This window comes from Corynebacterium sp. HMSC062E11, from assembly GCF_001811845.1.
Taxonomy (GTDB): domain Bacteria; phylum Actinomycetota; class Actinomycetes; order Mycobacteriales; family Mycobacteriaceae; genus Corynebacterium; species Corynebacterium hesseae.
In genome coordinates this window covers 16778-42891 of the sequence record NZ_KV806779.1, presented here as the reverse complement: position 1 = coordinate 42891, position 26114 = coordinate 16778, and the positions used below count along the sequence as shown (strand labels likewise).

Annotated in this window: 25 protein-coding genes; 13 read left to right on the top strand and 12 right to left on the bottom strand. The window is 60.1% G+C overall.

Annotation, left to right across the window (positions count from 1 at the left end):
- Positions 1 to 70 precede the first annotated feature (70 nt).
- Positions 71 to 1330 carry an ATP-binding protein gene (locus tag HMPREF2822_RS02220; protein WP_070520339.1) on the top strand — a complete coding sequence of 420 codons (1260 nt, stop codon included), beginning with the start codon at positions 71 to 73 and terminating at the stop codon, positions 1328 to 1330.
- On the opposite strand, the gene HMPREF2822_RS02215 is transcribed toward HMPREF2822_RS02220, so the two are convergent.
- Complete coding sequence (locus HMPREF2822_RS02215; protein WP_369815737.1) at positions 1310 to 2362, bottom strand: AbrB family transcriptional regulator; 1053 nt, start codon at positions 2360 to 2362, stop codon at positions 1310 to 1312. The two genes, HMPREF2822_RS02220 and HMPREF2822_RS02215, sit on opposite strands and share 21 nt — an antisense overlap.
- A gap of 16 nt (positions 2363 to 2378) precedes the next feature.
- Between HMPREF2822_RS02215 and HMPREF2822_RS02210 the strand changes: the two genes are divergently transcribed.
- Complete coding sequence (locus HMPREF2822_RS02210; RefSeq protein WP_369815739.1) at positions 2379 to 3155, top strand: TSUP family transporter; 777 nt, start codon at positions 2379 to 2381, stop codon at positions 3153 to 3155.
- Here HMPREF2822_RS02210 and HMPREF2822_RS02205 read toward each other — a convergent pair.
- From HMPREF2822_RS02205 to HMPREF2822_RS02195, 3 genes are read right to left on the bottom strand one after another with little or no spacing between them, the layout of a single operon-like run.
- Positions 3152 to 5347, bottom strand: a complete 2196-nt coding sequence (locus HMPREF2822_RS02205) for an ATP-dependent RNA helicase (protein WP_070520329.1) — start codon at positions 5345 to 5347, stop codon at positions 3152 to 3154. The genes HMPREF2822_RS02210 and HMPREF2822_RS02205 overlap by 4 nt on opposite strands.
- Positions 5340 to 5954, bottom strand: a complete 615-nt coding sequence (locus HMPREF2822_RS02200) for a sugar O-acetyltransferase (protein ID WP_232755543.1) — start codon at positions 5952 to 5954, stop codon at positions 5340 to 5342. Before HMPREF2822_RS02200 ends, HMPREF2822_RS02205 begins: the two co-directional genes overlap by 8 nt.
- A gap of 23 nt (positions 5955 to 5977) precedes the next feature.
- On the bottom strand, positions 5978 to 7120 hold the full coding sequence (locus tag HMPREF2822_RS02195; RefSeq protein WP_070520323.1) for a Fic family protein: 1143 nt from the start codon (positions 7118 to 7120) through the stop codon (positions 5978 to 5980).
- An 83-nt stretch (positions 7121 to 7203) separates the two neighbouring features.
- Here HMPREF2822_RS02195 and HMPREF2822_RS02190 point away from each other — a divergent pair, with 83 nt between their 5' ends.
- The 6 genes from HMPREF2822_RS02190 to HMPREF2822_RS02165 all read left to right on the top strand — a co-directional run bounded on the left by HMPREF2822_RS02190 (position 7204) and on the right by HMPREF2822_RS02165 (position 10439).
- Positions 7204 to 7740, top strand: a complete 537-nt coding sequence (locus HMPREF2822_RS02190) for an NADPH-dependent FMN reductase (RefSeq protein ID WP_070520320.1) — start codon at positions 7204 to 7206, stop codon at positions 7738 to 7740.
- Between the two features lie 5 nt (positions 7741 to 7745).
- On the top strand, positions 7746 to 8438 hold the full coding sequence (locus HMPREF2822_RS02185) for an SDR family oxidoreductase (RefSeq protein ID WP_070520317.1): 693 nt from the start codon (positions 7746 to 7748) through the stop codon (positions 8436 to 8438).
- 80 nt (positions 8439 to 8518) lie between these two features.
- Positions 8519 to 9166 (top strand): LysE family translocator, encoded by a 648-nt coding sequence (locus tag HMPREF2822_RS02180; protein ID WP_070708104.1) that lies wholly within the window; start codon positions 8519 to 8521, stop codon positions 9164 to 9166.
- Between the two features lie 19 nt (positions 9167 to 9185).
- The gene (locus HMPREF2822_RS02175) at positions 9186 to 9464 is read left to right on the top strand and encodes an RNA-binding S4 domain-containing protein (protein ID WP_046648682.1); all 279 of its coding nucleotides are present in this window, start codon (positions 9186 to 9188) and stop codon (positions 9462 to 9464) included.
- Positions 9464 to 10168 carry a VOC family protein gene (locus tag HMPREF2822_RS02170; protein WP_070520307.1) on the top strand — a complete coding sequence of 235 codons (705 nt, stop codon included), beginning with the start codon at positions 9464 to 9466 and terminating at the stop codon, positions 10166 to 10168. Before HMPREF2822_RS02175 ends, HMPREF2822_RS02170 begins: the two co-directional genes overlap by 1 nt.
- A complete protein-coding gene (locus HMPREF2822_RS02165) occupies positions 10140 to 10439 on the top strand; it encodes an MGMT family protein (RefSeq protein ID WP_070520303.1) in 300 nt (99 codons plus the stop codon). The genes HMPREF2822_RS02170 and HMPREF2822_RS02165 overlap by 29 nt, the downstream gene beginning before the upstream one ends.
- 47 nt (positions 10440 to 10486) lie before the next feature.
- Here HMPREF2822_RS02165 and HMPREF2822_RS02160 read toward each other — a convergent pair whose 3' ends face one another.
- Complete coding sequence (locus HMPREF2822_RS02160) at positions 10487 to 11746, bottom strand: HNH endonuclease signature motif containing protein (protein WP_070520413.1); 1260 nt, start codon at positions 11744 to 11746, stop codon at positions 10487 to 10489.
- 325 nt (positions 11747 to 12071) lie between these two features.
- On the opposite strand from HMPREF2822_RS02160, the gene HMPREF2822_RS02155 reads away from it, so the two are divergent.
- Positions 12072 to 12845 carry a hypothetical protein gene (locus HMPREF2822_RS02155; protein ID WP_083303761.1) on the top strand — a complete coding sequence of 258 codons (774 nt, stop codon included), beginning with the start codon at positions 12072 to 12074 and terminating at the stop codon, positions 12843 to 12845.
- A gap of 101 nt (positions 12846 to 12946) precedes the next feature.
- Entirely contained in the window at positions 12947 to 13549 is a 603-nt protein-coding gene (locus tag HMPREF2822_RS02150) for a zinc metalloprotease (RefSeq protein ID WP_070520298.1), read from the top strand.
- Between the two features lies 1 nt (position 13550).
- On the opposite strand, the gene HMPREF2822_RS02145 is transcribed toward HMPREF2822_RS02150, so the two are convergent.
- The gene (locus HMPREF2822_RS02145; RefSeq protein ID WP_070520294.1) at positions 13551 to 14393 is read right to left on the bottom strand and encodes a PrsW family intramembrane metalloprotease; all 843 of its coding nucleotides are present in this window, start codon (positions 14391 to 14393) and stop codon (positions 13551 to 13553) included.
- Positions 14390 to 14881 (bottom strand): hypothetical protein, encoded by a 492-nt coding sequence (locus HMPREF2822_RS02140; protein WP_070520291.1) that lies wholly within the window; start codon positions 14879 to 14881, stop codon positions 14390 to 14392. Before HMPREF2822_RS02140 ends, HMPREF2822_RS02145 begins: the two co-directional genes overlap by 4 nt.
- A 42-nt stretch (positions 14882 to 14923) precedes the next feature.
- Here HMPREF2822_RS02140 and HMPREF2822_RS02135 point away from each other — a divergent pair, with 42 nt between their 5' ends.
- Together HMPREF2822_RS02135 and HMPREF2822_RS02130 are read left to right on the top strand one after the other, a co-directional pair.
- The gene (locus HMPREF2822_RS02135) at positions 14924 to 16840 is read left to right on the top strand and encodes a M13 family metallopeptidase (protein WP_070520286.1); all 1917 of its coding nucleotides are present in this window, start codon (positions 14924 to 14926) and stop codon (positions 16838 to 16840) included.
- Positions 16841 to 16854: 14 nt separating this feature from the next.
- Positions 16855 to 17685, top strand: a complete 831-nt coding sequence (locus tag HMPREF2822_RS02130) for an alpha/beta hydrolase (RefSeq protein ID WP_070520283.1) — start codon at positions 16855 to 16857, stop codon at positions 17683 to 17685.
- Positions 17686 to 17687: 2 nt separating this feature from the next.
- On the opposite strand, the gene HMPREF2822_RS02125 is transcribed toward HMPREF2822_RS02130, so the two are convergent.
- From HMPREF2822_RS02125 to HMPREF2822_RS02105, 5 genes are all read right to left on the bottom strand, one after another.
- The gene (locus HMPREF2822_RS02125; RefSeq protein ID WP_070520280.1) at positions 17688 to 21029 is read right to left on the bottom strand and encodes an arabinosyltransferase domain-containing protein; all 3342 of its coding nucleotides are present in this window, start codon (positions 21027 to 21029) and stop codon (positions 17688 to 17690) included.
- A 31-nt stretch (positions 21030 to 21060) separates the two neighbouring features.
- Positions 21061 to 23013: a galactan 5-O-arabinofuranosyltransferase gene (locus HMPREF2822_RS02120; protein ID WP_070520277.1), complete on the bottom strand. Its 1953-nt coding sequence runs from the start codon at positions 23011 to 23013 to the stop codon at positions 21061 to 21063.
- Positions 23014 to 23051: 38 nt separating this feature from the next.
- The gene (locus tag HMPREF2822_RS02115) at positions 23052 to 23810 is read right to left on the bottom strand and encodes a decaprenylphospho-beta-D-erythro-pentofuranosid-2-ulose 2-reductase (protein ID WP_070520274.1); all 759 of its coding nucleotides are present in this window, start codon (positions 23808 to 23810) and stop codon (positions 23052 to 23054) included.
- Between the two features lie 14 nt (positions 23811 to 23824).
- Positions 23825 to 25228, bottom strand: a complete 1404-nt coding sequence (locus HMPREF2822_RS02110) for a decaprenylphosphoryl-beta-D-ribose oxidase (protein WP_070520272.1) — start codon at positions 25226 to 25228, stop codon at positions 23825 to 23827.
- Between the two features lie 148 nt (positions 25229 to 25376).
- Complete coding sequence (locus HMPREF2822_RS02105) at positions 25377 to 25655, bottom strand: hypothetical protein (RefSeq protein WP_070520269.1); 279 nt, start codon at positions 25653 to 25655, stop codon at positions 25377 to 25379.
- Between the two features lie 36 nt (positions 25656 to 25691).
- On the opposite strand from HMPREF2822_RS02105, the gene HMPREF2822_RS02100 reads away from it, so the two are divergent.
- On the top strand, positions 25692 to 26114 hold the full coding sequence (locus tag HMPREF2822_RS02100; protein WP_070520265.1) for a hypothetical protein: 423 nt from the start codon (positions 25692 to 25694) through the stop codon (positions 26112 to 26114).

The following is a 26114-nucleotide window of genomic DNA, read 5'->3' as shown; positions in this document are numbered from 1 at the left end:
GATTTATCCACACCTCACTCTTGGATTTATCCACTAGTGACTCTGTGATTTATCCACTTGTCGAGCTAACATGCATGGTATGTACCTGCCCCGAATCGTTGATGCAGAAGTCGAGAGAGGGCTCCGTGTTTCGGGAGCCCTCTTCCTCAAAGGCCCCCGTGCAAGTGGGAAAACATCAACAGCACGCCAATTCGCAAAGTCCGTCATTCAACTTGACCGTGACTCCCCAGAAGCAAACCTTGCGCGCATGCAACCGGCTTTGGGGCTTCAAGGGGCGCGGCCGCGGCTTATTGATGAGTGGCAGGTTGTCCCTGCTATCTGGAATGAAGTGCGCCATGCAGTTGATGACTCACCGGAGAAAGGACAGTTTCTCCTTACAGGCTCCTCCACACCCAATGACGATGCCATCAGGCATTCGGGCGCAGGCCGTATTCGTTCTATTCAATTGCGCACGTTGAGTTTGGCAGAGCGAGAACTTGCTGCTGAGCGGGTATCACTGGGCGCCATCATTGCTGGCAATCAAGATCCTACAGCTGGGACGGACGCCACCGTGGCGGATTATGCCCGCTGGATCGTTGCTGGTGGTTTTCCGGAATTCTTTGACCTTGATCCGCTCGACGCGCAGGAAGGGATGGAGTCCTACCTCACGGAGATGAGCGAGCACGACTACCCGGAGCTTGGCGGACCGCGCCGCGATCCGCGCCGCTTCCAGTCTTTCCTTCATGCCTATGCCGGACTAGTTGCCCAGCCGGCCACCGCTGCAGCGATTCGTAAACGCATAGGAGAACTCAGCAGCGCTACCTCGACACCAGCCGCAGAAACTGTGAACGTCATTCACGATTTTGCTACTCGCCTCTTCCTTATTGAGGATCAACCAGCTTGGTCACCGCGTACGAGGTCGAAGACTTCCATGGTCCAAATGCCTAAACGCCAGCTTGCCGATCCTGGTTTGGCTGCTGCTTTGTTGGGAACGGGTCCAGATAAACTGCTTGGAGATTTAGAGACATTAGGCATCCTCTTCGAGGCGCAACTTGTGCACGATCTGCGCGTCTATGCGCAGGCACTGCGTGCGCGCGGAGTATTCCACCTGAGGGATATGAAGGGGCGCGAAGAAATTGATGCAGTAGTGGAGCTTCGAGATGGTTCGTGGGTGGGATTTGAGGCGAAACTTTCGCACAACGAGGTCGATGCAGCGGCAGCACACCTTAAGCACGTAGCCGCTAAGCTTTCTTCGCCTCCAGCAGCGCTGATAGTTGTGATTCCCAGCGGTCCAGCTTTCCAACGTCCGGATGGGGTCTGGGTGGTACCACTAGCGGCGCTTGCGGAATAGCCCCAGAATCTGCGGCAGGTAGCCGGCGATGACCAGCACGATGATGAGTCGGATAATCTGCACGGCCACCACGGCGGGACCCGCCCCTCCTTCTGCGGACAGCGCGAGAACCGTCTCCAGCGCGCCGGGCGAGGTGGCGAGGTAAGCCTCAAAGTAGGTGATGTCCAGCCATGCGGTCAATGGCAGGGCGGTCAGCGCACACACGCCGATGACCACGACAATGAAGAGGATCGTCGCGGGTAGCTGCTTGGCGAAGGCCCGCAAGGCCGGCACGGAAAGCCCGCCACCGCAGACCCAGCCGATGGACATGAATGCCATGATCTTGAACACGTAGAGCGGCTCCAAGGTGTGGCCGGCTGGGATAACCTGCGCGACAAGCACCGTTAAGATAAGCGGACCTAGCACCGCAGCCGCAGGCAAACGCACGAGCTTGCCTAGCTTCTCACCAACCACGGCGATAGCGAGGGTCAGCAGCACAATCCACCACGTGACCTCGCCGTCAACGCTCATGTCGACGCCTTCGCCCGCAGGAGCATCTAACAAAGAAACCACCAAAGGGAGCGATACCGACACTGCCAGAAGGCGCAGATATTGCGTCAGCGCCACGTAGCGGTAGTCCGCACCCAGCTCGCTAGCCAGCGCGGGCATGAGCGAGGCTCCACCGGGCAGCATGGATAAAATGCCCGTCTCCCAGGAAATATCCTTCGGCTGTGAGCGGTGTAGCAGAACACCGCCGGCGACACCGATAAGCACGGTGATAAGGGACATCGTCACCGCAGCCGGCACAAAGCCAATCAGGGTGGAGGCAGGCACAAGAGTCAGCGGTATGCCCGCCATCATTCCGATGAAACCGCGAGCGACAGCATAGAAGCGATCGTTGACGGAAAGCTCCTTGCCCGTCGTCAGTGCCATGGCGCCGGAGACCACGATGGCGCCCAGAATCCAGGCGGCGGGCACGTGCAGGTAGCTGAATACTGCCCCGAGAGCCACAGATCCCGGGGCAACGATGGCCCACCTTGCACGCACAGACATGCAATCGAGTTTAATGATGGTCATGGGCTTTGGATTGAGTGGTTGGGCGATTCTCACTATTGGAGCTGCCGTGGCCGGATGGATCGACGCCGTTATTGGTGGCGGCGGCCTCGTCCTTATTCCCCTCATTCTGGCGGTTGCACCCCAGCTTGCTCCCGCCACCGCGCTGGCCACGAACAAGGTGGCGGCGGTATCTGGTACAGCGTCCGCGGCCATTACGCTCGTCAGGAAAGTCCGCCCGCCGAAGGGCGAGCTCATCCGTATGGGTCTTATCGCCCTCCTATGCTCCGGGCTCGGCGCTGCAGCAGCCGCACTCATGGACAAGGACGTCATGCGGCCGGTCATCATCGTGCTTATGGTGGCAGTCGGCCTCTTCGTGGCCTTTCGCCCAGACTTCGGCAGTGGCGAAGGAGACGGTATCCGCGGCGGCTGGCGCACGTGGGCCGGGTTAGCCGCCGTGGCGGCCATTGCCTTCTACGACGGCATCTTTGGCCCCGGCACCGGTATGTTCCTCATCATGGCCTTCACTGCCATCTTTTCCCAGAACTTCCTTACCTCTGCCGCGATGTCCAAGGTGGTCAACACGTGCACCAATGTCGGCGCGCTCGTGGTCTTCATCGTGGGCGGGCACGTGGTATGGGGCCTAGCACTTGTTCTCGCAGCGGCAAATATCATTGGTGCGCAGCTGGGCGCGCGAACAGTGCTCGGCGGCGGTGCGAAGCTCATCCGTTATGCGCTGCTCACTCTCGTCGTGGTGATGAGCGTGTACCTGGCCTGGCAGCAGTGGGGTTAAATCCTGTTCTTCGTCTTTGCGGTGGCCACCGCATTCCACGGGTCCTCGGGCCACGGGTGTTTGGGATAGCGCCCGCGCATGTCGGCGCGCACCCCGGCATAGGGCCCGGACCAGAAGCTGGCCAAGTCATCGGTCACAGCAAGCGGCCGCCCGGCGGGAGACAGTAGATGGAATTGCACGCGGTGGCCGCAGTATTCGGGGGACTCCGCTAAACCAAAACACTCCTGCAACTTGATGGAAACCACCGGGCGCTCGCCGGACCAATCAATCTTTGCATCACGCCCGGACGGCACCGGCAAACGCTCCGGCGCGAGCTCGTCCAAGCGGCTGGCTTCGGGCCACGGCAGCAATCGTTGCAGCGCCGGATACATGTCTGGGCGCCCGCCAATCGCCAACTCATGCAGCTCCGGATCCAGCCACTCAAGGTTGGCATTGTCGATATCTGGCCAGGGCTCTCCGTAGGCCCGATACAGATGCCGCAGACGTTCCCGCAGGTTCTGGGCCTTCTCGCTGAAGTGGAACAAGCTTAAGCCCTGTCCGGACCTGCGCAATGCCTCCACCGCCTCATCGCCGGTGACCTTTACTGGCGTCTCCGACAACACGATGGCACCTGCCGCACGCACGCGCACGCCGCGGACCTTGGAGCCGTCGAGAAACGCTCGCGTCTCCTCCGTGACGCCGACGATCTCGAGCGCATCCTTGTCCGCGATAGCCACTGCTTCACGAATGACGGCGTTACCGGATTGCGCCAACGACACCTCAGCCACCGCCAACCAGTCAGCTCCCTGTTCACCGTTGAGTAGCCGCGCGCGGGTACCGCTCGCTAACAAGTACTCCTTGTCACCCACGCGCTTAGCCACGAACTCTGGGAAAGCGGTAGCGACCACCACGCCTGGGTCCACCGGCCCGTTGTTGGGCACCAAGCGGGCAAGCCGCTTCGGGTCCGAATCATCCAGACGAGCAATCGTGCATGCTGCCCCCGCACCGTACTTCAACAGTGCCGCGCCCCATCGCGGGTGCACCGGCAAAAGCGCCAACTCTTCAGTGGCATGAAGCAGATCTAGGGTGCGGTGGGCGTCGGCAAGCGCAGCCTTCGGCGGTTGATCAAGTAACGGAAAGTCTGATCCCGCGCCCCAACAGTCCATGAACAGCGCCGCCTGCGTGAGGTCGGCGGAAAGGATTTCTGGAATCACGTGCGGAGAAAAGTGCTGGTAATCCTCCTGCGAATAGCAACGGACGACGGTACCCGGCGCCTCACGCCCGGCACGTCCGGCGCGTTGGTCGGCGCTGCTTTTCGACGTCGACACTGTCACCAACCCACTCATCCCGCGCTGCGCATCCCGCTTGGGAACGCGGGACAATCCAGCATCGATGACGGTGCGCACGCCCGGCACGGTCAGCGAGGACTCCGCAATAGACGTCGCCACCACGATGCGCTGTTCTCGCGTATACAGGGCCGCGTCCTGCTCCTGCGTGGTTTGGCGGCCGTGGAGCGGAAAAACGTTGTGGCCGCTCAATGCATCACACACCAGGTTGACCTCGCGCACGCCGGGAACAAAGACCAGCGTGGACTCGTGCTGCCGCGCGGCAACCTTGGCCACGCCTTTCCAAAACTCCCGATCGCCCGCGGCACGTCCCGGAATCGGTTCATAGGAAATGTCGAGCGGGTACGTCACTGCCTCAGTGGAATGGATCGGCGCCCCTCCCATGAGCTGGGAGAAGCGGGAGGCGTCGACAGTCGCGGACATGGCAATGACCCGGAAATCATCGCGGAGCTGCGCCAACTCCAAGCACATGCCCAGCACCAAATCGGTATCGAGCTGGCGTTCATGCACCTCGTCGATGGCTACGGCATCAACACCAGTGAGTTCCGGATCCCGCAACAGTCGGCGCAACAGCACGCCGGGGGTAACAAACTCGACGTCCTGACCTTTGCGGGAATCACCGCGCACCGCATAGCCGATGCGCTGGCCTGACAACTCTTGAAGGCGGTTTGCCGCCGCACGCACAGCTACTCGGCGCGGCGCGGTGACGAGAACCTTGCCCTCTACTTGGTTAGCCAGCGCCGGCGGAACGAGCGTGGTCTTACCCGTGCCGGGCGGGGCCTGGACGACGACGTGACCGGCGGACGGAAGCGAATCAATAGTCTCTAGGACGGGGAGTCCTTTGCCGATCGCCTTGAGATCAAACATCGAGATCTTGGCGCTCCCACCTATCTTCGTTGTCCTCCAGCTTGCGCACCACACGTCCCGGTGAGCCCAAGACCAGCGAGTTATCCGGGATATCCTTAGTCACCAGCGTGCCCGCTCCCACGACGCAGTTCTTGCCCACGGTCACGCCCGGCAACACAGTGACATTGGCGCCGAACCACGTGTTATCGCCGACGCTGATAGGCTTCGCAATCTCCCAACCGTTTGCTCGCATCTCATGATCGTTGACAGGATGCCCCACGGTAATAAGCGAGCAGTTCGGACCGATCATGACGTGATTTCCGAGGGTTACAGGCGCCTGCGCCAGGATCGTCGCACCAAAGTTGATGAAGACGCCCTTTCCGATGGTCACATTGCAGCCATACTCCAAGTTGAGCGGGACGTGCAGCCCGGGAACCTCGGACTCGGGCGAAAGCAGCTCTCGCAAGATCTCCTTCGCGCGCTCTGGGTTGGTGTTGTGCAGCTCATTGAGCTCCTTGACCAGCAGGAAGCCGCGTCGATGTTCGGCGCTGACCTCCTCGTTGACACCGGGCATGAACCACTGCCCGCTGGTCATGCGCTCAAAGGATCCTTCGTCTGGGTGATGCATGTCAGCCATCCTATTCCCTCGTCTTAGTCTCGAGTCAGAACATCGAGAGCGGCACGGTGAAGGAAAACCTTGGAGCGGCCTTGTTGGATTTCTTCGAGGATTCCTAAATCTACGAGATGTGCCAGCCACGCGCTGGCAGTTTGGCGTTTGACGAAGCCCATCTCTACCACGTCAGTAATGCGTACATAGGGCTTGATAAGAATGAGCTCGGCCATCTCGAGGGGATGGTTAATCACGCCCGCAGAACGTATTCGTTGCGCAGTGTTTTCCTGGATAGCCCGAAGCTGGGTAATCATCGAGGAGGCGTCGGCAGCCGCTGCGTGAACGCCGCGGATCATAAAGAGAAGCCAGTCTTGCCATGCTCCCTTGGCTGTAACAGCGTTGAGATAGCGATAGTAGTCTGCTTTGTTGTCGACGATATACCCGGACAGGTATAAAACCGGCAGCTCAAGAAGATCTTCTTGAATGAGGTAGAGGACGTTAAGGATTCGTCCAGTGCGCCCATTGCCATCGTAGAAAGGATGGATTGCTTCAAATTGATAGTGAAGCAGTGCCATCTTTACGAGGGAATCAACGTCGTGGCTGCAATATATATAGTCCTCCCACGCTGCGAGATGGCCCTCGATAATCTCCTTTCCTTCAGGTGGGGTGTAGAGCCGCTCCTTCGTTACAGGGTTACCGATAAATGTGCCCGGAAGTGAACGCACCTCGGCCTGAGTATCTAGAAGGGTGCTGCATACGATTTTTGCCGTCTTCTCGGATAGAGGTCGCTGCGATAGCGAGGAAAGTCCAGCGTGGAGCGCGGCGTTATAGCGAAGAGCCTCCTTGGTGGCAGGAGTCGGCTCAGCATCGACGTGCCACGCCGCACGGAAGAGCTCGTCATTAGTGGTGACGATGTTCTCAATCTCGGAGGAAGCACGAGCCTCACGCAGTGGAATCGTTGAGGTGATGATCTCCGGGTTGGGAATGAGCTGGCAGGCCGTACGCAGTTCAGCCAGTTTTTCCTTAGCATCGATGATGGCCTTAAGCACGGGAACGGTTTCCACCACTTCTGCTGGTGGGAGGGGCGGAAGCCCATTGTAGGGGGTGTCCGGGCTATAGGTTGGCATGGTAAAAGAATAGACATGTTGAGCGGATATGTCGATTTTTTCTAGAATTTTCGACATATCTGGGTGACTTGTCGATTGCGTCGACATATCGGCGTACCCTCAGACGTTGACGCGTTAACAAAATCATGAAAGGCATCCTTATGGCGAAAATCGGCATCATCCTCGGCTCTACCCGCGACGACCGCGCCGGGCTGGCCATCGCCCAGTGGGTCACCGACCTCGCTCAGGGCCGCGACGTGGACTACGAGCTCATTGACCTCAAGGCTTTCGATGTCCCGATCCTCACCACCTCCGTCATTCCTATGGCGGCAAACAAAAACTACGAGGACCCGAATGTGCAGGCCTGGTCCGATGCTATCGATTCCTGCGATGCCTTTATCTTCGTCACCCCGGAGTACAACCATTCCGTGCCGGGCGCGTTCAAGAACGCCGTCGATTCCCTCGGTGCCGAGTGGGTGGCCAAGCCGATTGCTTACGTGGGCTACAGCTTCAGCGGCGGCATCCGCGCGGTAGAGGCGTGGCGCCTTATCATGGCGAACTTCTCCATGCCGCAGCTGCGCACTCAGTTGGATATCTCGCTAAATACCGACATGAAGGATGGCACCTTCACCCCGGCTGATTTCAAGAGTGGAATCGTCGAAAACATCTGCGCCGAGCTGGAAGAAGCCCTATCCTAGGGCGCATGGAAAAAGTAGCAGTCGTTACAGGAGCGTCTTCGGGGATTGGGGAGGCGTCGGCAAGAGCGTTGGCGGCTGACGGCTGGCGTGTCGTCGTCGGCGCGCGGCGCGTGGAGCGCCTTGAGGCCCTCGCGAACGACATCGGCGGCGAGGCCTATGCCCTCGACGTCACTTCGGACGAATCCGTAGCCGAGTTCGTTTCCCACCTCGACCGCGTTGACCTGCTGGTCAACAACGCCGGTGGCGCTAAGGGCCTGGAGCCCCTCGTGGACACCACCATCGAGGATTGGCAGTGGATGTATGACGTCAACGTCCTTGGCACCGTTCGGATGATCCAGGCTCTCATGCCGAAGCTGCGGGGCGGGCTCATTATCAACATGGGATCCGTGGCCGGGTGGAACGTCTACGAGGGCGGTTCCGGTTACAACGCCGCCAAGCATGGCGTCCGCGTGATTTCTCGTGCACTGCGTATTGAAGAGCACGGCGTTCGCGTTACCGAACTTGACCCGGGCCGTGTAGCCACGGAGGAGTTTTCCCTCAATCGTTTTCGGGGTGACGCCAAACGTGCCGCACAAGTTTATGACGGCGAGCTCAACCTCACCGCAGAAGACATCGCTGAGGCAGTGCGTTGGGTGGCGTCCCTGCCGGAGCACGTCAACATTGACACCATGACTATTAAGCCGCGTACGCAAAGCTAATTTACCTGTTTCGCTGCAGGTGAGACGCCTCTTATAGTGGCATGTGTTAGTGAAAACGCATGTGAGTATGGGGGTGTTAGGTGGCTTTCAGCGCCATAGTGGCCTTGATGGGTGTGTGGTTCGCGGCGATGGCTTCGCCGGGGCCAGATGTGGTTCAGATTATTCGTTTGGGTGCGCGTTCCACGCGTGCAGCGGTGTGGGCCGCAATAGGTAGCACGACTGGCTTGATGATATGGACCGTTGCTTCGCTGGCGGGGCTTACCGCGCTGATTTCGGCCCATCCTGAAATCCTTGTGGCGCTGCAGATTGCCGGCGGTAGCTATCTGCTATGGATGGCATTTTCTGCAATAAGCAGCGGCATTAAAGAGCGTCGTGCTCCAGCAACCATGAATCCTCAACCGCGCGGGTTCACCCCGGACGGCATCATCAAACTCGGTACGGCGTACCGCATGGGCCTGGTCAGCGATCTTTCTAATCCCAAGGTGCTCATCTTCTTCGGCGCTATCTTCGCCAACTTCATCGATCCGGGCATGGGCTTGAGCGCGAATGCCACGGTTGGTTCTGTGCTGATTATTGAAAGCCTCATTATTTTTGTCGGCGTTGCGTTGTGCACCCGTGCGGTGGCGAAGTGGATGGCAAAGAACTCCGCCGGGGTAGATATCTTCAGCGGAGTCGTGTTTGCCCTGCTTGGCGTCATCATTCTGGCAGAGGGAATTCTTGCGCTTTGAGCTGGGTATGCTGGTCAACATGCTAGAAGTCTCAATTAAGGGAGAATCCATTAAGCTCGGCCAGTTCCTCAAACTGGCCTCCTTGGTCGCCACCGGGGGAGAGGCCAAAGAACTCATCGAGCAGGGTCAGGTCACCGTCAATGGGGAAGTGACGAAGCAGCGCGGAGCAACGCTGGCGCTTGGCGACGTCATCTGTGTCTCCGACACTTGCGCCCGCGTCGTCGAAGACGACGACGATTATTTTGATGAGGCTACCGCTGATGATGACTTCGACCCGGAGAAGTGGAGGAACCTTTAATGCCCGCTTTTGAAGCTGAAGTAGGAATGCCCTACTGGATTACTCTGGCCAGTTCTGATGTGAAAGCCTCCGAGAAGTTTTACTCGGCCGTGCTGGGCTGGGAATTCGAAGATGGCATCGCCCGCCTTCAAGGTCTGCCGATTGCAGAAATTGTTCCGGGCCAGGACACCTGGGCTACCTATTTCCTCTCCCGCGACTTGGAAGCCGATTGCGCCCGAGTAGAACAACTCGGCGGAAAAATCCTCGCTTTAGGTGCTCCGCTGGCGCTCGTACTCGACAAGTCCGGTGCCATGTTTGGCTTGACGCAGCCGGAGCTCGACCGCTTCGTCGCCGGCGGTGAGCCTGGCACCCCGGTGTGGCACGAGCTGACGGTCTCGGAGGATTTTCACTCAGCGCTGGACTTTTATGGTGAGCTCTTCGATTGGGAAATCCGTGGTGATGAGCATTATGCAGTTGCGGAGGAAGAAGGCGCTGCCTTCGCTGGGTTCTGGCATGCGGAAGGTTTGCCGAGTTTCTGGCAAACATACTTGGGTGTGCGGGACATCGACCAAGCAGCGAAGGCTGTTGTGGAGAATGGCGGGCAGGTTATCCGCGAGCCCCACGACTCACCATTCGGCCGATTGTGCCTGATTGAGGATTCCACGGGTGCGACGCTTACCTTGTGCGAGGTCGAGGATGCCCCCGAAGAACCCATCGAGCTCTAGGGTTGCGGAGGTCGTTCTCCGCATTCCGCCTGGCAACGTCTCCACCTACGGAGAGATCGCCAAAGTCGTAGGGGTCGGTGCGCGGTATGTGGGCTGGGTGATGTCGAAAAGCGCGGATCTGCCCTGGTGGCGGGTGGTCAACAGTACGGGCCGCGCCCATACCCCCGCCGCCCAAGCCCAGTGGGATGCCGAAGGTATTCCACACCGCGGCGACAGTGTGGTGCTCGCTGAATGCGGGCTGGATGCGGCGGACCTCAATTACCTCCTCTAAGCCGAGCACCAATGTGTTTCGTCGTTTTAAGCGACGAACCTAGTTATCTAGAAGGGGATTTCTTCATCTCCCTTGCCATAAGCGGTCTTCTTATTTGTGTTTGCTTGCTGTTCTTGGTCTAGCTCGGCTTTCAGCTCCTGAGCTTCCCGGTGCTTCCTAGCGCGGTAACCTTCAATATCTTGCGCAACGCTTCGCGCCCAGCGTTTGTTCTTTGGTGCTAGTGGCCCGGAAGGTTCCGTGATTGCCCAGGTTCCATCCTCAAAGAGCCAGACCACATCCCCGGTATCGGGGTCCAAAAAATAGAACGCCCGCCCATCGGTCTTCATGTTGTGGTGATGCTGGCACAACGCCACCATGTTGTCCGGATGCGTTGGCCCACCATCGGCATAGTTAATACGGTGGTCTAATTGACACAGCCACGCCGGCATTCCGCAGCCAGCTGCACGGCAGGTGCCATCGCGCCCTTCAACATATTTGCGAACCAACGTGGCTGGTCCGTAGCCATTAGTGGCTTTCGGCTTGGTGCTCAAGTCCCTTTTCGTTACGGCTTGTGCTGGGATATTCTCTACCTGCCAGCCGTGCCCTTCTACATACACTGGCGCGTCTTCGACATCACTCGCTTGATAAGTGTGGAGCACTACTCGGGCAGCTTCTGGTTCTACCTTTCCAGTCGTTAAAAGGATTAGTGCTTCTGCCATCGAGACTTCATGCTTTTCAGCAGCTGCCTTAATGGCCTCATGGATGATGATTCCAACGCTGCTATCCACCTCTAGTTCTATGGTGGCGCGTTGGTCGCGGGTGAGAATGGAATATCGATTCTTTGTGCGCTTATCCTCCACTGCGATGGAGTCATCATGGACCTTGACAAGGTCACGCATGCGGCGACGAATCTGCGACGTGGTGGGAAATACCTGATTTGGCTTCGTAGGCGTAAGCCAACGGGCCAACGCAGCGTCAATGGCGGCTACTACCTCAGTGGAAGGTTGGCCGAGTTTAGCCATGACCTGGTCGATGGCAATCAAAGCGGGTAAGTCCAGCAAAAAATCTGCATCTTGCAGGGCCTTGAGCTGGGGTAGCTCTTTCAGGCGGTAAATCCCCATGATTATGCGAGCAACCGTCCCGGCCGCCTTGCCGGTCTTTAGCCCAAGGCGCATGCACGCTGTATCTGAGTCCTCGTCCAAGGCGGGAAGGACGCTAGACCAAAACTCGTAGTCTGCTTGGCGTATGGCTTTACCTTTCATGCAGACCGGGTCGTTCGGATTGGAATGAGAGAAATAGAAAACAACGGCTTCTGTAGTGGAAGACAATTCAACCCCCTCTTTCGTTAGAGATATTGAGAAGGACCGAACCCCCACTGTCCGAATCCCTTTTCGAAAAATGAGTTTATTCTGTACCGTTTGGAAAGTCTATACCCTGGCGGAAAGTTGTGATTAGAGAGGTGAATGTGCCTACTGATATTGCATTTACCCAGCCTTCCGCCGCTTTGAGCTTCGTTGGGAGGGGCTTGTTGGGTAAGAAGCTAATAAAATTACTGTTCGAACCCTAGCGTGGGGAAGGGTGCGCGCTGAATCCCTTGGGCAGCGGCGCTTATGTACCAATCAAGCCTGTTGAAGCTGTGGCTTGAGTTAATCTATGAAAGTGCTTAAACTCCGCTCCCTTATTGCTGGTCTTGCGCTAGCGACCGTCGCTGCGCCATCCGCCCAGGCCCTGACGTTTGATCCTGGAAAGGTTCCGCCACGCACTCAAATGACCGTGCGCTATGCCGACGGAAACTCGGTTTCCACTGGAAATGGCCACGAGTCTCGTCCTGCGCTATCCCTCGCGAAGCTGTACCTAGGAATGTGGGTCCTGAAATATGGCGCGCCGGAGGATAAAGCGCGGGTGGAAAACATGGTTCGCTTCTCTGAGGATGGCACCGCTAGCGATCTGGAGCGGAAGTATCCGCAGGCCATACCTTCCATCATCGGGGAATATCGCTTGGGGGAGACCCATCACAACGGTTACTGGGGCAATACCACGACGTCGACGGAGGATCTCGCTCGCTTTATTGGGGTGATATCTGGTGACCCAGTTGCTGCACCGCTCATGAAAGGTATGGCGACGGCAGCGCCTACGGCATCCGACGGATATCGTCAGGACTTCGGCACCGCGCGGATTCCGGGCATTATCGGAACGAAATTTGGGTGGTCGGATGACCGGCAGGTGCATGCGAGCGCTTCTTTCGGTCCTGGATATAGTGTGGCGGCAAATACCTATGGATCTCCCGCGGATCTCACCGCAGATGTGCTCGGCGCGGTGGAGGTACAGCCGCAAGCGCCGAGCTTGCCGACGCCCCCTCAGGACCTGCGCGATAGGGCGTGTGCGGAGCTGAAGCGCGCTGTGCCTAGTTCATCGCACGTGTGCTGATTGGCCACGGGTTTAGCTAAGTTTTACCTTTGCGGAAACTGAGAAATTAATATATTCTCGGCTACCAAATAAGCGGTTACTAACCCGAAAGGTATTTCCCTATGCGTAAGGCCCTGTCCATCGCGGCCATTGCTGTTGTTGCTTTGACCGTTGCCCCGTCGGCTTCGGCGAAGAGCGACCAAACTCGTTCGCTCATTTCCCCTGGCACCTGCACCTCCATCACCAAGTTGGCAAACGAAGGAAAGCCGGTTCCGGATCCGTCGATTCTGCACGATGCTGATTCCGTTCCTTCCTACTTCAAGAGCGGCGTGCTCAAGTACAAGGTGGCGGATAACTTCCCCTACCGCGAGCAGCTCGATGCCGCGGTAGCTGAGTGGAACGATGCTCTCGACGGCAAGGCTTCTCTGAAGGAAGTAGCGCCGTCCGAGGCCGATGATGACACCATCGCCATCATCTATAAGCCGGAGCCGAATGGTTACGTCCAGGGTACGGCCTACCCGGACCACGGGATGCTCTTCATCAAGGCGGCCACCGCTCAGTACCCAGAGGCGCTTCAGGGAACCATCGCTCACGAGCTCGGCCACATGATGGGAGCGGGCCACTCCTGCGCCCACGCCCTCATGGCCGGCGCAAACCAGAACCCCATTTCCTATCACGTAACTCCGCTTGACGCCGTGGCTGTCCTGCAGGGGCAGTTTGACTAATTCAGCGCAGGCTGGCTGAGCCGGGCGAGTGCGAGTAGGTATCGTCCGCCTTGGCTAGGCGGTGGGCGCGAAGCCCCAGGGTGATGACGATGGGGTAGAGGATGAGCGCGACCACGATGTACTGCGTGACCAGCTGCCATGTCTCATCCCACATGTAGTTCCACGCGAAATGGAGACAGAAGGAAACAAAAAGCGCGCCCACGCCCACTCCGAGGCGCCACCACCACGTTTTGTGGGCGGCGTAAATGGCCCAGCCGATGCCAAAGCCTGCGATGGCCGTCAGTGACATGTGTAGGCCTGGGCCCGCCACAAGGCGGAGCCCCCACATCTGCAGCATGCCAATCCAATCAGACGTCGGGTGCATGACGGCGCCGAGAGAAGCGTAGAGGACGTTTTCAAAGACCTCGAAACCCCAGCCCACAAGCGCGCCGACGATGAAACCATGCCAAGGGCGGTTGAGCTGGCGGAAACTGAGTAACACAAAAACCACGCCCAGCGCCTTGGCGAACTCCTCCGGATAAGCTCCGGACCATGACATCATGGATTCTTCCCATCCCACGCCCTTGGTGAGGGAGCTGAACGGAAGTGCTGATAGGAGCGCCAAAGACACCGCGGTGCCGGCTCCCCACAGCACGCTGGCTGTGGCCCATCCCTTGGCAGGTCGCGCCCACATCGGGCTGAGGTGCCACAGATACAGCCCCAGCGCCAAGAAAGCAAAGCCGATCAGCAGGCTTATTAGGCCCGGCAGCGGGGCAACGAGGAAAGCACCTAACAGGTTGATCAGAGCTGCAGGCAGGCAGATACCAATGATGACCCACAGCGCCACGCGGAAGATCTTGCTCACTTGAAGGCCTCCATAAACTGATCGGCGATTTCTTCTGGGTTTCCGTCTGAAAAGACGAGCTCGTAGTTGAGATCGTCCTTGGCCACGCTAAAGGCAACGACCGGGATGTATGTATACGTTCGCAGTACGAGGATGCCGTCTTGGTTTTCTACTTCTTCTTTCGGCATCGACCCGAAGGTCGTGGCGCGCACAGCTCGGCGCAGGGCCAGCTCGTCATCGTCGACATCAGAGGTGAGGTAGGCCTCGACCAAGGTATCGCCGCAATCCCACGCCTGGTTGGCCACGGAATCGTAGTTCACGCTGCATTCGACGCCGTCGATAGGCTGACGCCACTCAGGATCGTCGAGGACAACAGGCTCGGTTTCAGGATCGTGGTCCGGCAGCGCCAAGCTGAGGACGGCGGGCGTGCCGAGCACGAGGAGGGTCACCCCAAGCACAGCGAAAAACGGCCCCGTCATCTTCGCTGGCGGGAAACGATAAGAAGTCATGCACACCACACTAACGGGTACATCTGACATAGAGTGAAGTGCATGAAGGATCTGTATCAGTTTGTTAATGGCCCCTGGATTGAGTCCCACGTTATTCCCGATGACCGCGGTGTTGACGGGACTTTTCACGCGCTTCGCGACGAAGCCGAGGAACTCGTCCACGACATCGTTAAGGAAGACGAAGGCCGTCCGGGGATCGTGTATTCCTCCCACATGGACGTTGAGGGAGTGAACGCTGCGGGAACGGCGCCTTTGGCCGAAGATTTGGACAAGCTGGTGGCGGCGGACCCGGAAGAGCTGGCGCACAACCTTGGCGTACTGGAGCGCGAGGGCGTCGGCGCCCCGGTTACCTTCTGGGTAGAAAAGGACTCCGGCTCCGAGGAGGCAGTGGCCTATATTGTTCAGTCTGGCTTGGGTTTGCCGGATGAGGCTTATTACCGCGAAGAAGCGCATGCGGAGACGCTTGAGGCCTACGAGAAGCACGTCGCAGCGATGCTTGGATTCCTGGATCCGGCTCGCCTCTTCGGCTTGGGGGCGGAGGTTGCAGCTACCCGCATCGTGAATCTGGAAAAGGAAATTGCTGCAGGGCATTGGGATGTGGTGGCCTCCCGTGATGCGGTGAAGACGTATAACCCGGTGGACGTCGCCAAGCTGCCCAGCATCACCCGCGCCATCCTGAACGGTGGGGGACTGCCGGAGCACCGCGCGGTGGCCATGATGCCGTCGTATTTTGAGCACCTGGAGGGCCTGTTTACCGCCGGCCGCATGGCGGATTGGCAGCTGTGGGCCACGTGGCACATTCTGCTGTCGCGCGCGCCGTACCTTACCGAGGAGATCGGTAGGAAGAATTTCGAGTTCTACGGAACCAAGCTTTCCGGCGCTACCGAGCAGCGTGACCGCTGGAAGCGCGCCGTGGGCCTGGCAGAGAACATGGTGGGTCAGGAGATTGGCAAGGTTTTCGTGGACAAGCACTTCCCGCCGTCCTCGAAGTCCGAGATGGATGAGCTGGTGGAATACCTTACCTCCGCATACCGCGAGAGGATTTCGCAGCTGGAGTGGATGACCCCGGCCACTCGTGAGCGCGCGCTGGAGAAGCTCTTGCAGTTCAAGGCCAAGATTGGTTATCCGGAGACCTGGCGTGACTATTCCGACCTAGAGTTTTCACCCAAGGGTGCGGACCTGGTGGCCAATGTGCGCGCAGGCAGTGCGTGGAGCCACGATTATGAGCTGGCCAAGATTGGCAAGCCGGCCGACCGCGACGAGTGGTTCGCAACCCCGCAGACGGTCAATGCCTTCTACAACCCAGTAGTCAATGACATCACCTTCCCGGCGGCGATTCTGCGTCCGCCGTTTTATAATCCGGACGCGGACGCGGCGGAGAACTTCGGTGCCATCGGCGCGGTGATTGGCCACGAGATTGGCCACGGTTTTGATGATCAGGGCTCGCAGTACGACGGCCAGGGCAACCTCAACTCCTGGTGGACGGATGAGGACCGCGCGGCCTTCGAGAAGTTGACCGCGAAGCTGGTGGACCAGTTCCAGGGACAGGTGCCGAAGGTGCTGGAAGGCACCGATTCCGCGGGCGTCAACGGCAGCTTCACCCTGGGTGAGAACATTGGTGACCTCGGTGGACTGGGTATTGCTGTGGTGGCCTACAAGAATTACTGCGCCGACAAAGGCCTGGACATCAACGGCCAGGTAGCGCCGTTTGAGGCCGAGGGCGCTGAGCCGGAATTGGCAGAGCACGAGTACACCGGTCTGCAGCGCTTCTTCCTGGCGTGGGCGCGCGTGTGGCGCACTGCTATTCGTCCGGAGATGGCCACGCAGTACTTGGCCATTGACCCGCACTCGCCGGCGGAGTTCCGCTGCAACATCATCGCCGAGAACATCGACGAATTCTACGAGGCTTTTGATGTCGAGGGTGGTCTTGTCCCAGAGGAGCGCGTCACCATCTGGTAGTACCCTTGGGGGCCATGAGTGAGTGGAATATCGGCGGCCAGGATCGCCAGCTAAGTCCAGAACAACAGCTCGAGCAGCTCTCCTCCTACATGGAGGTGCACTACCCGCTGCCGGATTTCCGCCCGCCGTGGGCCGGTGGAGGTTCGCCGGAGGCGGACCGCTATTGCGCGCTGCTGCCGGACCGTATCGTGCAGGCCTCCATGATGGTGCTGGGATCCGCGGTGGATCACTCGCTGCCCGGCACCGTTTTTACGGAAGGCGTGAGCGTTGAAGACTCTGAGGTGGGAGCGATCTTTAGGCCGTCAGAAGAGTCTGGTCGTTGGGCGGTGTCGCTGCACTCCGGCGGCTGGTGGCGCGGTGACGGCAAGGCGCTAGAAATGCAATGGCGGCCCGAAGTTGCTGCCGCAGCGCAGTTGTCGGGCACGACGATCATCGATGTCGATTATCCGTTGGCGCCGGAGCACACCGTGGCGGAGATGGTCCAGTCGGTTCAGGCGGCCGTCGATTATGCGCGCGAGCATGGGGCCAACCGCGTGACGGTGTGGGGATATTCCTCCGGTGGGGCGCTCGCAGCGCTGGTGCCTGCCGACGCCCTCCTCCTCACCTTCCCCGACTTCGGTGCGCTGGCCAAGCTGCCGGAGGAGATCCGCGGTGACTACGTCCTCGATGTTGAGAAGCTGCCGGGGCTGTATTCTGACATCTTGGTCCAGACCGCGGCGCAGGATGAGATTGCTGAGCGCGTGGAGGTCCCCGGTGCACAGACTGCGGAGTACGTGTCCATGCACCGTATTTCGACCCCGGCCGTGGCGCGGCAGCGCATTAAAGATTCGGCCGAGTTCCTGTAGTTCTACTGTTCGCCCTCGGGGCGAATCTTCATTTCGGAGTTCTTCCACAGGCCGGAGCGCTGGATAATTTCTTGGTCGATATCCGCCTCGAGCGGGGCCTCGCCGCGGGAGTTGGTGCGCAGCTCATACTTTTCAATGGAGCCCCAGTCGCGCGCCCAATCGTTGTTGAGGTAGCTCGGGATCTCATAGGAGTAGTTCACTGCCTCCGCGGTTGCCAGCGCACCACCACCGGAGAAGGACTGGAAGTCCGTGAGGGAGGTTTGTGCGGCGGCGTCGGGAAGAATGCGGAACTGCGGGATCTCGGTCACGCCGGCGTAGTGGTCGAAGGTGCGCTGGCAGGGGAACTGCAGGGCCACGGACCAGTCGAGGAGTGCCGGGGTAGAGGAATCGAACTGGGAGTTGATGGTGGCAAGCTCCGGGACGCGCGGCGGGGTAAACGCCATCCAATCGTCCTCATCGGTGGAATCATCGACCGCGACGAGGCGCACAACGTTGGCCTCCTCTGGGAGCTCGTCTAGAGCAATGCGGAGGTTGCGCCATTTGGGGGTCGCGCCGACGTCGGAAAGCTCGGCCTCACCCTTGTTGGTGACCTTGCCGTCCTTGAGTGTTCCGTACTCCAGGGTGAGCTCGGTGCCTTCCTGCTCCACTCCGTTGACGTCGTGGTGGTAAATCTTACCGGCGGCAGAGACCGAGAGGACGGGGGTGTTTTCGCCAGGTTCCGGCAAGTTATACCACTGGGTGGTGATGGTGGCGGTCGAGCGCTGCGATTCATCGTAGGAGCCCATGACCGGGACCTTCCGGTAATCCAAGTTGAACGGCAGGTGCATCTCGGAGCCGTTGACACCCAGGGTTCCGCGCACGCCGCCGGCGGAGGAGTCGGTGACTTCGGTTGCTTTTTCTTCAGTTTCGGTCTCGGTTTGCTCGTTAGACGCAGCGGAGTCGTCACTGGTGGTGTTGGCAATAGCGCCTACCGACGCCGAGTTGAGGTTCTCCGGCTCAATATCTTCCTTGATCATATTGGGGCCGAAACCGAAGTTGTCCTCCTTCTTGTCAACGAGCGAGTCCTGGAATTCGCCCTCGACTGGCGTGAGGAAGGATTCGTTGGTGTTGGTCTCCACCATGGTGGAATCCGCCAGCGAGCAGGTATCGCCGCGCAGGGAAGTCAGGTTGCCCTTGCCCACGGAGTAGGAATCCGCCTGGGCCACGTAGCCCTTGGCAAAGGAGGCACACGAGAAGGCCACGATGATAATGCAGGCCGCCGCAATCGGTGCGGACATGACACCCGCCCAGCGCGAGACCTTGGCGGCATTGGCGGCCTCGAATTCCTCGAGGGTGCCGGCGGTTTCGGCCTTGTTCTTGCGATAGCTGTGAACCAGGGACTGGTAGAGGCCAATCGCCAGGACCACCATGGCGATGGCCAGCACCACGGTGTTGGCCTCGATGCCCTTGAACTGCACGGTGCGGTCCCACCACGGGATGCCGAAGGAGGATACGTACCACCAGGCGTTCCAGCCGCCCAGGGAGATGGCCAGGAGGAAGATCACCGCGGCGATGGAGAAGGTCCGGGCACGCGGGGAGCGCATGGCAATCTGGGAAAGAACTACCGAGCCGAGCGCGGCGATGACGCCGGCGACACCGGCGTAAATGCCGAAGTGGTGCGTCCACTTCGTCGGCGTGAACATGAGGAAGAAGGCCGAGAGCGCCATGATGGCCAGCAGGCGCTTGGTGGGATCTGCCTCCGCACCGACGACGCGGTGGTCCTTGATGAAGGCATAGATGATGAGCGCCAAGCAGAAGAGCATGGTGAACATTGCAAAGCGGCGCGTCAGGGAGCCGTCCACGGAGGGCTCGAAGAGCGTGGAGTAGCGCACGAACTCCGAGTACCACGGCAGGGACGGGCCGACCGCGGAACGCACGCGAGTGGATTCGAGGACCGACGCTAGCGTTTGGTCCCCGAAGGCAGCGACCATGACAGCGGTGCCACAGGCAAGGAACGGGGCGATGAGAGCTGTCCAGCCGATCTGGGGAGCGCGCTTACCCATGATGCGGAACAGGGCGGGCAGGCAGACCAGGAAGATGCCCACTGCGGTGAGGCCGGTGGGGCCAGCGGCCAGGGTGATGGTGGCGATGATGGTGCCCACCGCTGCCGGAAGGAGGCGCTGGGTGGAGATGGCGCGCTCGAAAGAGGCCCACGTCAGCATGACGCCGAGGGCCACGATGGGCTCGGGGCGGATGCCGTTGTTATAGGGCAGCCAGAAAGCCAGGAACATGAACGCGGCGGTCCAGTGCGCCAGGCGGCGCTCGTTGACGCGAGCGCCGAAGCGCGGAAGCATCTCGCGCGACAAGATAAACCAGATGATGAGCGCTGAGATAAGCGCAGGCAGGCGCACGATGATGGACGCGCTGGAGAATTGCGCCAGCCATGCCACGAGGTCGTAGTACGGCGCGCCGAACGGGGCCTCGGGGACGCCGTACCAGCGGTAGTAGTTCGCCATATAGGTCGCGTGATCGGAAACGCGTCCCATGGTGAGGATGAAGCCATCATCGGAGGTATTAGCACCGAAGATGTACCACCAGCCGAGAACAGCCGCCACGACGCCATCGAGCGGGCGGATCTGCTTCCAGGTTTCGGGCATGAAGCCACGGCGTTTGCCATCGAGGCGGTCGATTCGCCACAGGCAGACCAGACTGATCACCACCATGGCCAGGCCCAGCCACATGGCGATGAGCTTGAGCGGTGTCGGGGAGGAGGTGAACCGAGAGTTGATCTCCACGTGGATGCGGAGGTCGTCGCCAAGCTCGGCGAGGGCTTCCGGGGAATCGTCGATCTCGGTATAAACGCCGGTGACCTGAGGGCGGAGATCCTCCTCGGAGGTCTCTTTGTGCTTGCCCAAGGAGACGGTGGTGCCGTCACCGGTGGATTGGATGCGGAGCGTGGAGTCCTCAGGCAGCTTCGCCACCTGCTCGGCCGTGAGAGAGAAAATGACCTCATCGAGGCTGGTCACCGAGAGACCATCCTCGCCGGCGCGGACAAACATGCCGCGGTTGGAGGCCTTCTTGGACTCCGGGGGCACGGTGCCGTAAAGCAGGTCCTGGCCATCGCGCAGCTTATCGACGGCCTTCAGAGGGATCTCTGCATCGATCTCCTCCGGCGCCACCGAGATGAGCGGGGCGTTGATGGACTGCAGGGAGTCCTGCTGGGGCCAATCGAAGGAAGATTGGGTTTGGTTCACCGGCAGCAGCGGTGTGGCCACAAAGCACAGGAAACCGATGAATCCAGCGATGATGGCGGTGAGCCGCAGGGACTGCGGTGCTCGCAGTGAAGAGGTATTCCGATCTGACACGGCGATCAGTCTACGTCACCGCCTTGGCTTATTAAGATCTGGCCGCGACGACGAAGGGTCCGATCTGTTCGACTTCCCAGCCCTTATCGAAGACCTCTGGATTGAAGAACACCGCGCGGTAGCGCACGTTGGGCTGGTTGGGGTAGATGTCTTCCGCCACGTGCGTCTTGTAACCATCGCCGGGTTTTTTGATGTCTCCGCGGAAGATGAGGACGTCCGGCCCGCGCCACGGTGCGGACTCAAGCGACGTCGCAAATTCTTCCGGAGTTTGTTCCCAGGATTTGGAGGCCCACTCTTCGATCTGCAGATTGCGGGTGCTGAACTCTCCCAGCGGGTTAGCGTAGTTGCTGGTGAAGGCGTTGAATCCGTAGTAGGGGTTATAGGCCATGAAGAGCTTCTCATCGGTCAGGACAACCGTGTCGGTGGCCTCGTAGCCCTGGGCGTCGATGAATTCGCGGATCTTTCCGTAATTAGCGGAAGAATCGCTGGTGTAGCGGTCCGCGCGCTCCCCGTAGCCGTCGGTATCGGTATAAGCGTGATCCAAGGCGGTCACGTTCGTCGCGGGGATCTGCTGCGCATAGTAAATACCGCCCAGCCCCATGATGATGGCAAAGACCAGGGTCACGCGCTTGCTGGTGGTCTCAGTAATGCCCGCCGGGTAGAGCGTGGGCAGGCCCATGAGGCGGACGTCGGCCAGCGCGAGAATGCCCGCCGTGGCGAAGAGCACCGCGACCATTAGCTCCAGGCGGAAGCCCAGCAGCGTGCTGCCGGCAAGAGTCATGACCATGGAAGCCAAAGTCCACAGGTAGGTGCCGACAAGCGCGGTGCCCATGGCTCTGATTTCGGGTTCGTCGACGCGCAAGATGAGGTAGATCAGGCCAATAAGGCTGAGGGCGCCGATGACGGACAAGGAGAGGAAGGGCGCCGGGATTTGGGTGCCTTCCTCCGGCAGGTAGTGCTGCGCGGTGGATTCTAGCGGGGCGGTGGCGTGCAGGACGGCGTGCAGATACGGTGTCCAAGCAATCGCGGCGATGGCCAGGGATCCGGCCGCGATGGCGGCGAGGCGCACGAGGGGAGTCCACGTACGGTCGGCCACGCACGTGACGAGTGCAATGAGGCTGACGATGGTAAGCGCCACGGCTCCCGTGTACAGCGTGTAGAAGCAGGCGGAGATTCCGAGGTAGATGGCGATTGCGGCGGCGGAGAACCACGAGGAGCCGTAGAAGGCGTGTGAGCACAGGACAGCTACCGCTGGTACGCCCATTGCGATGACCGCGGAATACGGTTCTTCAGCGCCGATGGTCAGGGTCACCGCTGTGGTGGTCAAGGCAATGGCGGTGGCCACCGGTAGGGAACCGACAAGCCGCTGCCACAGAGGAACCAGGATGCACCCGGCTACGGCCAGGGAGATGAGGCTCCAGGGCTGGTAGACCTCCCAGCCGGGCATGTTGAGGATGTTGGCCAGCCGGCCGCCCATCCAGAACCAGCCCAGCGGGTAGAAGGTGGGCAGGCCCTCGTAGTTCATGTCCGCATAGGAGCTGGCTTCCGTGACGCGGGTGAGGAACTGGGTGCGGAACACCTGATCGACCTGGACGCCGTCGAGCCAGAGACGGGAGGCCGAAAGAGGCAGGCCGATACTAGTTAGCGTGAGTAGCGCTGGGGAGATGTAGCACAGGGCGGTGGTGAGCCACGTCCGCCACCGGGGCCGCGGCGAGCTGCCAATGACCCACCACACGCATAACGCGCCCACCAGGAGGACGGTGAGCGCAGTTCCCGCGGTGCTCAGCGCACGGGTCACCATCGACGTACTGAACGCCGGGAGGGAGACCGTCTTAAAGGCAAAGAAGCCAAAAAGCGTGACAAGGCCACCACCTAGAGCGGCGGCGGCGATACCCACGAGGGTGGCGCGACGCGATAGGCGGTCGACGTCATATTCCATGGTGGGGGACACGGCGGGAGACGACATGGTGGGAGACTCAGTCATGTAAGTAGTTTCCCACACGCCGTGGACTTAGCGGAACTTTAGAAAGGCAGCTTCCGGAAGATCGCCTGCGGGATGAACTTGAATCCCAAGGACACGTACTCAAACAGCGGGTGCACGAAGATGGACTGCTTGCCGTCCAGGACCGCCTTGACGGTGGCCTTGGCCACGTCGGAGACGTTGACGGTCAGTGGCGCTTCGCCGGCTTCCGCCGACATCTTGGTGCGGACCTGGCCCGGGCGGACCACGAGCACGTTGGCGCCGGAGCCGCGCAGGGCCTCACCGAGGTTAATGAAGAAGCCGTCCACGCCGGCCTTGGAGGCGCCGTAGACAAAGTTGGAGCGGCGCACGCGCATGCCGGCGACGGAGGAGATCGCCACGATGGTGCCGTGGCCCTGCTCCTTGAACTTCTGGCCGAGCAAGACGCCGAGGGAGACCGGTGCGGTGTAGTTGGTCTGGGCGGAGGCGACGGCCTTGGCCTGGTCCTGCCACAGTTCTTCCTGGTCACCGAGGGTGCCGAAGGCGATGATGGCGACGTCGACATCGCCGCGCTCAAACGCGCGCTTGACGACGTCCCCGTGGCCCTCGAAGTCAGTCGCGTCAAAGTCGATGACCTCGACGTCGCCGCCGCGGGACTCGATGGTCGCGCGGGCATCCGCGATGCGCGGGGAGTCGGCGCGTGCCGCGAGGGTGACCTTGGCCGGGCCGCGCTCGAGGAATTCTTCGACGATGCCCAGGCCGATTTCGGAGGTGCCGCCGAGAAGGAGGATGTGTTGTGCTTGGCCTACTGCATTCAGCATGAGGTGATTCCTTTCTAGTGCAGCTCGAGGCGGCGGGACATATCGGAGGCGAAGACGCCGGTCGGGTCGATGTCGTTGCGGGTCTTGAGCCAGCCCTCGAGGCCCGGGTACATCTTGTGGAAGTTCTCCGCCGAGGTGCGGGACTCCTTGGCCAGGTAGAGGCGGCCGCCGAATTCCATGACGCGCTTATCCAGATCGTCGAGGAAGGCGCCCAGGCCCGGCTTGATGGGGAAGTCCACGCAGACATTCCAGCCTGGCATCGGGTAGGACAGCGGGGCCTTGTTTCCGGGGCCGAAGAGCTTGAACACGTTGAGCGCGGAGTAGTGGCCGGAGCGCTGCATGTCCCGGATGATCTCCTTGAAGGGCTCGACGGCGTCGGTCGGCACCACGAACTGGTACTGCAGGAAGCCGTTGGAACCGTAGCCACGGTTCCACTCGCCGATGAGATCCAGCGGCTGGTAGAACTGCGTGAGGTTCTTGACCTGGTTACGCGCCGGGGCGCCCATGAGGTAGTAGGCCTCACCGATAGCCATGAGGGAGAGCTTGTTCATGGTGAAGTTCGGGAAGATATCCGGAACCGTCATCAGCTGCGGAGCATTGAACTTCAGCGGGTCCTTCGCCAGCTTCGGAGCGAGCTCCTCAAGTTGCTCCAAGGTGGCCAAAGAGCCGCGCGAAATGGTGGAGCGGCCCAGCTTCGGCTCCGGGGAGATAACGTCGAACCACGCGGAGGAGTACGTGTAGTTGTGCTCCGAGCCATCGGAGTGGAAGGCCACGGTCTCATCGAGGTTATCGGTGCGGTCGGTATCCGCGATGAAGTAGGCGGTTTCCGTCTTGGTCATCTTGATCTGCGCGCGCAGGATGATGCCGGTCAGGCCCATGCCGCCGACGGTGGCCCAGAAAAGATCGCTGTGCTCTCCCTCCGGGGTTAGGTGGAGGACGCGGCCGTCGGCGACGAGCAGCTCCATGGAGGTGACGTGGTTACCAAAGGAACCGGCGGAGTGGTGGTTCTTGCCGTGGATATCCGGGCCGATAGCGCCGCCGATGGTGACCTGGCGGGTACCCGGCAGGACAGGAACCCACAGGCCGTAGGGCAGAGCGGCCTTCATGAGCTGGTCAAGGGTGACGCCACCGTCGACGTCGACAATGCCCGACTCCGGATTGATGGAGTGGATCTTGTTGAGGGGTTGCATGTCGATGACGAGGCCACCGGCGTTTTGCGCGGGGTCACCGTAGGAACGGCCCATACCGCGGGCGATGACGCCACGGCGCAGGTGGGCGGGCTTATCAGCATTGTCCTCAGCCACCTGGGCGACGGCAGTCTTGATGACGTCGACGTCTGGGGTGGACAAAACGTGGGCGGTTGTCGCCGCCGTGCGGCCCCAACCGTGGAGGGACTTCTCAGTAGTATGCAGTTCCATCTCTTACTCTTTGATTCGATGTGATGGGTCGGTTCTCTACCCTACCTAGGTGACAGTGCCTGTGGCGTGAGTGAAAACGTGAGATTAGGTACAAAAGCCAAGTAAACGGAACATTTGTACTGTCCGGTTATGTGGTTTTAGTTCGGAATTAGTACAGATCCATAATCTCGCGGATCTCTTCCGGCAGCTCTTCCTGGGAGGTGATCTCCGGGCCGTCATACTCACGGAGGATCTCGTAGACTCTTGCCCTTGAGACGGAATCGAGGATGGGGAGTTCCTCGGCGATGAGCCGCGTCATGAAACCATTGAGCGGCAGCGAGGTGTGTTCGGTGGCCAGATAGTGGCCGTGGCGTTTGTCTTCCTCGGCGCGCTCATCTTGCGCTGCTCGCTGGGCCGGGGTGAGGTGCTCTTTTTTGGAGGAGTACATGCACGGTAGCCTACCGCCCGCCTAAAGTGGGGCGGTATGACTTCTCCCAAGCAAGACAATTATGCGCTGGATGACACCCTTGCCGGACGCATCACCCAGGCTGCGGCCGTGGGCATCATGACCGCGTTCCCTGACTGGATCAAGAATAAGACTGCGCTCGTTTTCGCCTACGTGCTGTCCTTCCTCGGATTCGGCGCGCTCGTGGCTATCACTAATGCAGAGAGCCATGAGGACCGCCCGGAGCCGGAGACCCCCGACGTTCCCGTGTGGGCCATCCCAGTTGCCTTCGCCATTCTTGTGCTGGGTGGATGGATCACTGTGAAGACTGAGCAAAGCGTGGTCCGGTTTATTCGCCGCCGTGGGGCGGCAAAACCCTGGACGGTATGGGGCGGAATTAGTGCTGCCATCGTCCTCATCCTTAGCGAGCTTGAAGCACGCGAGCTCACCGCGCGTAACTAA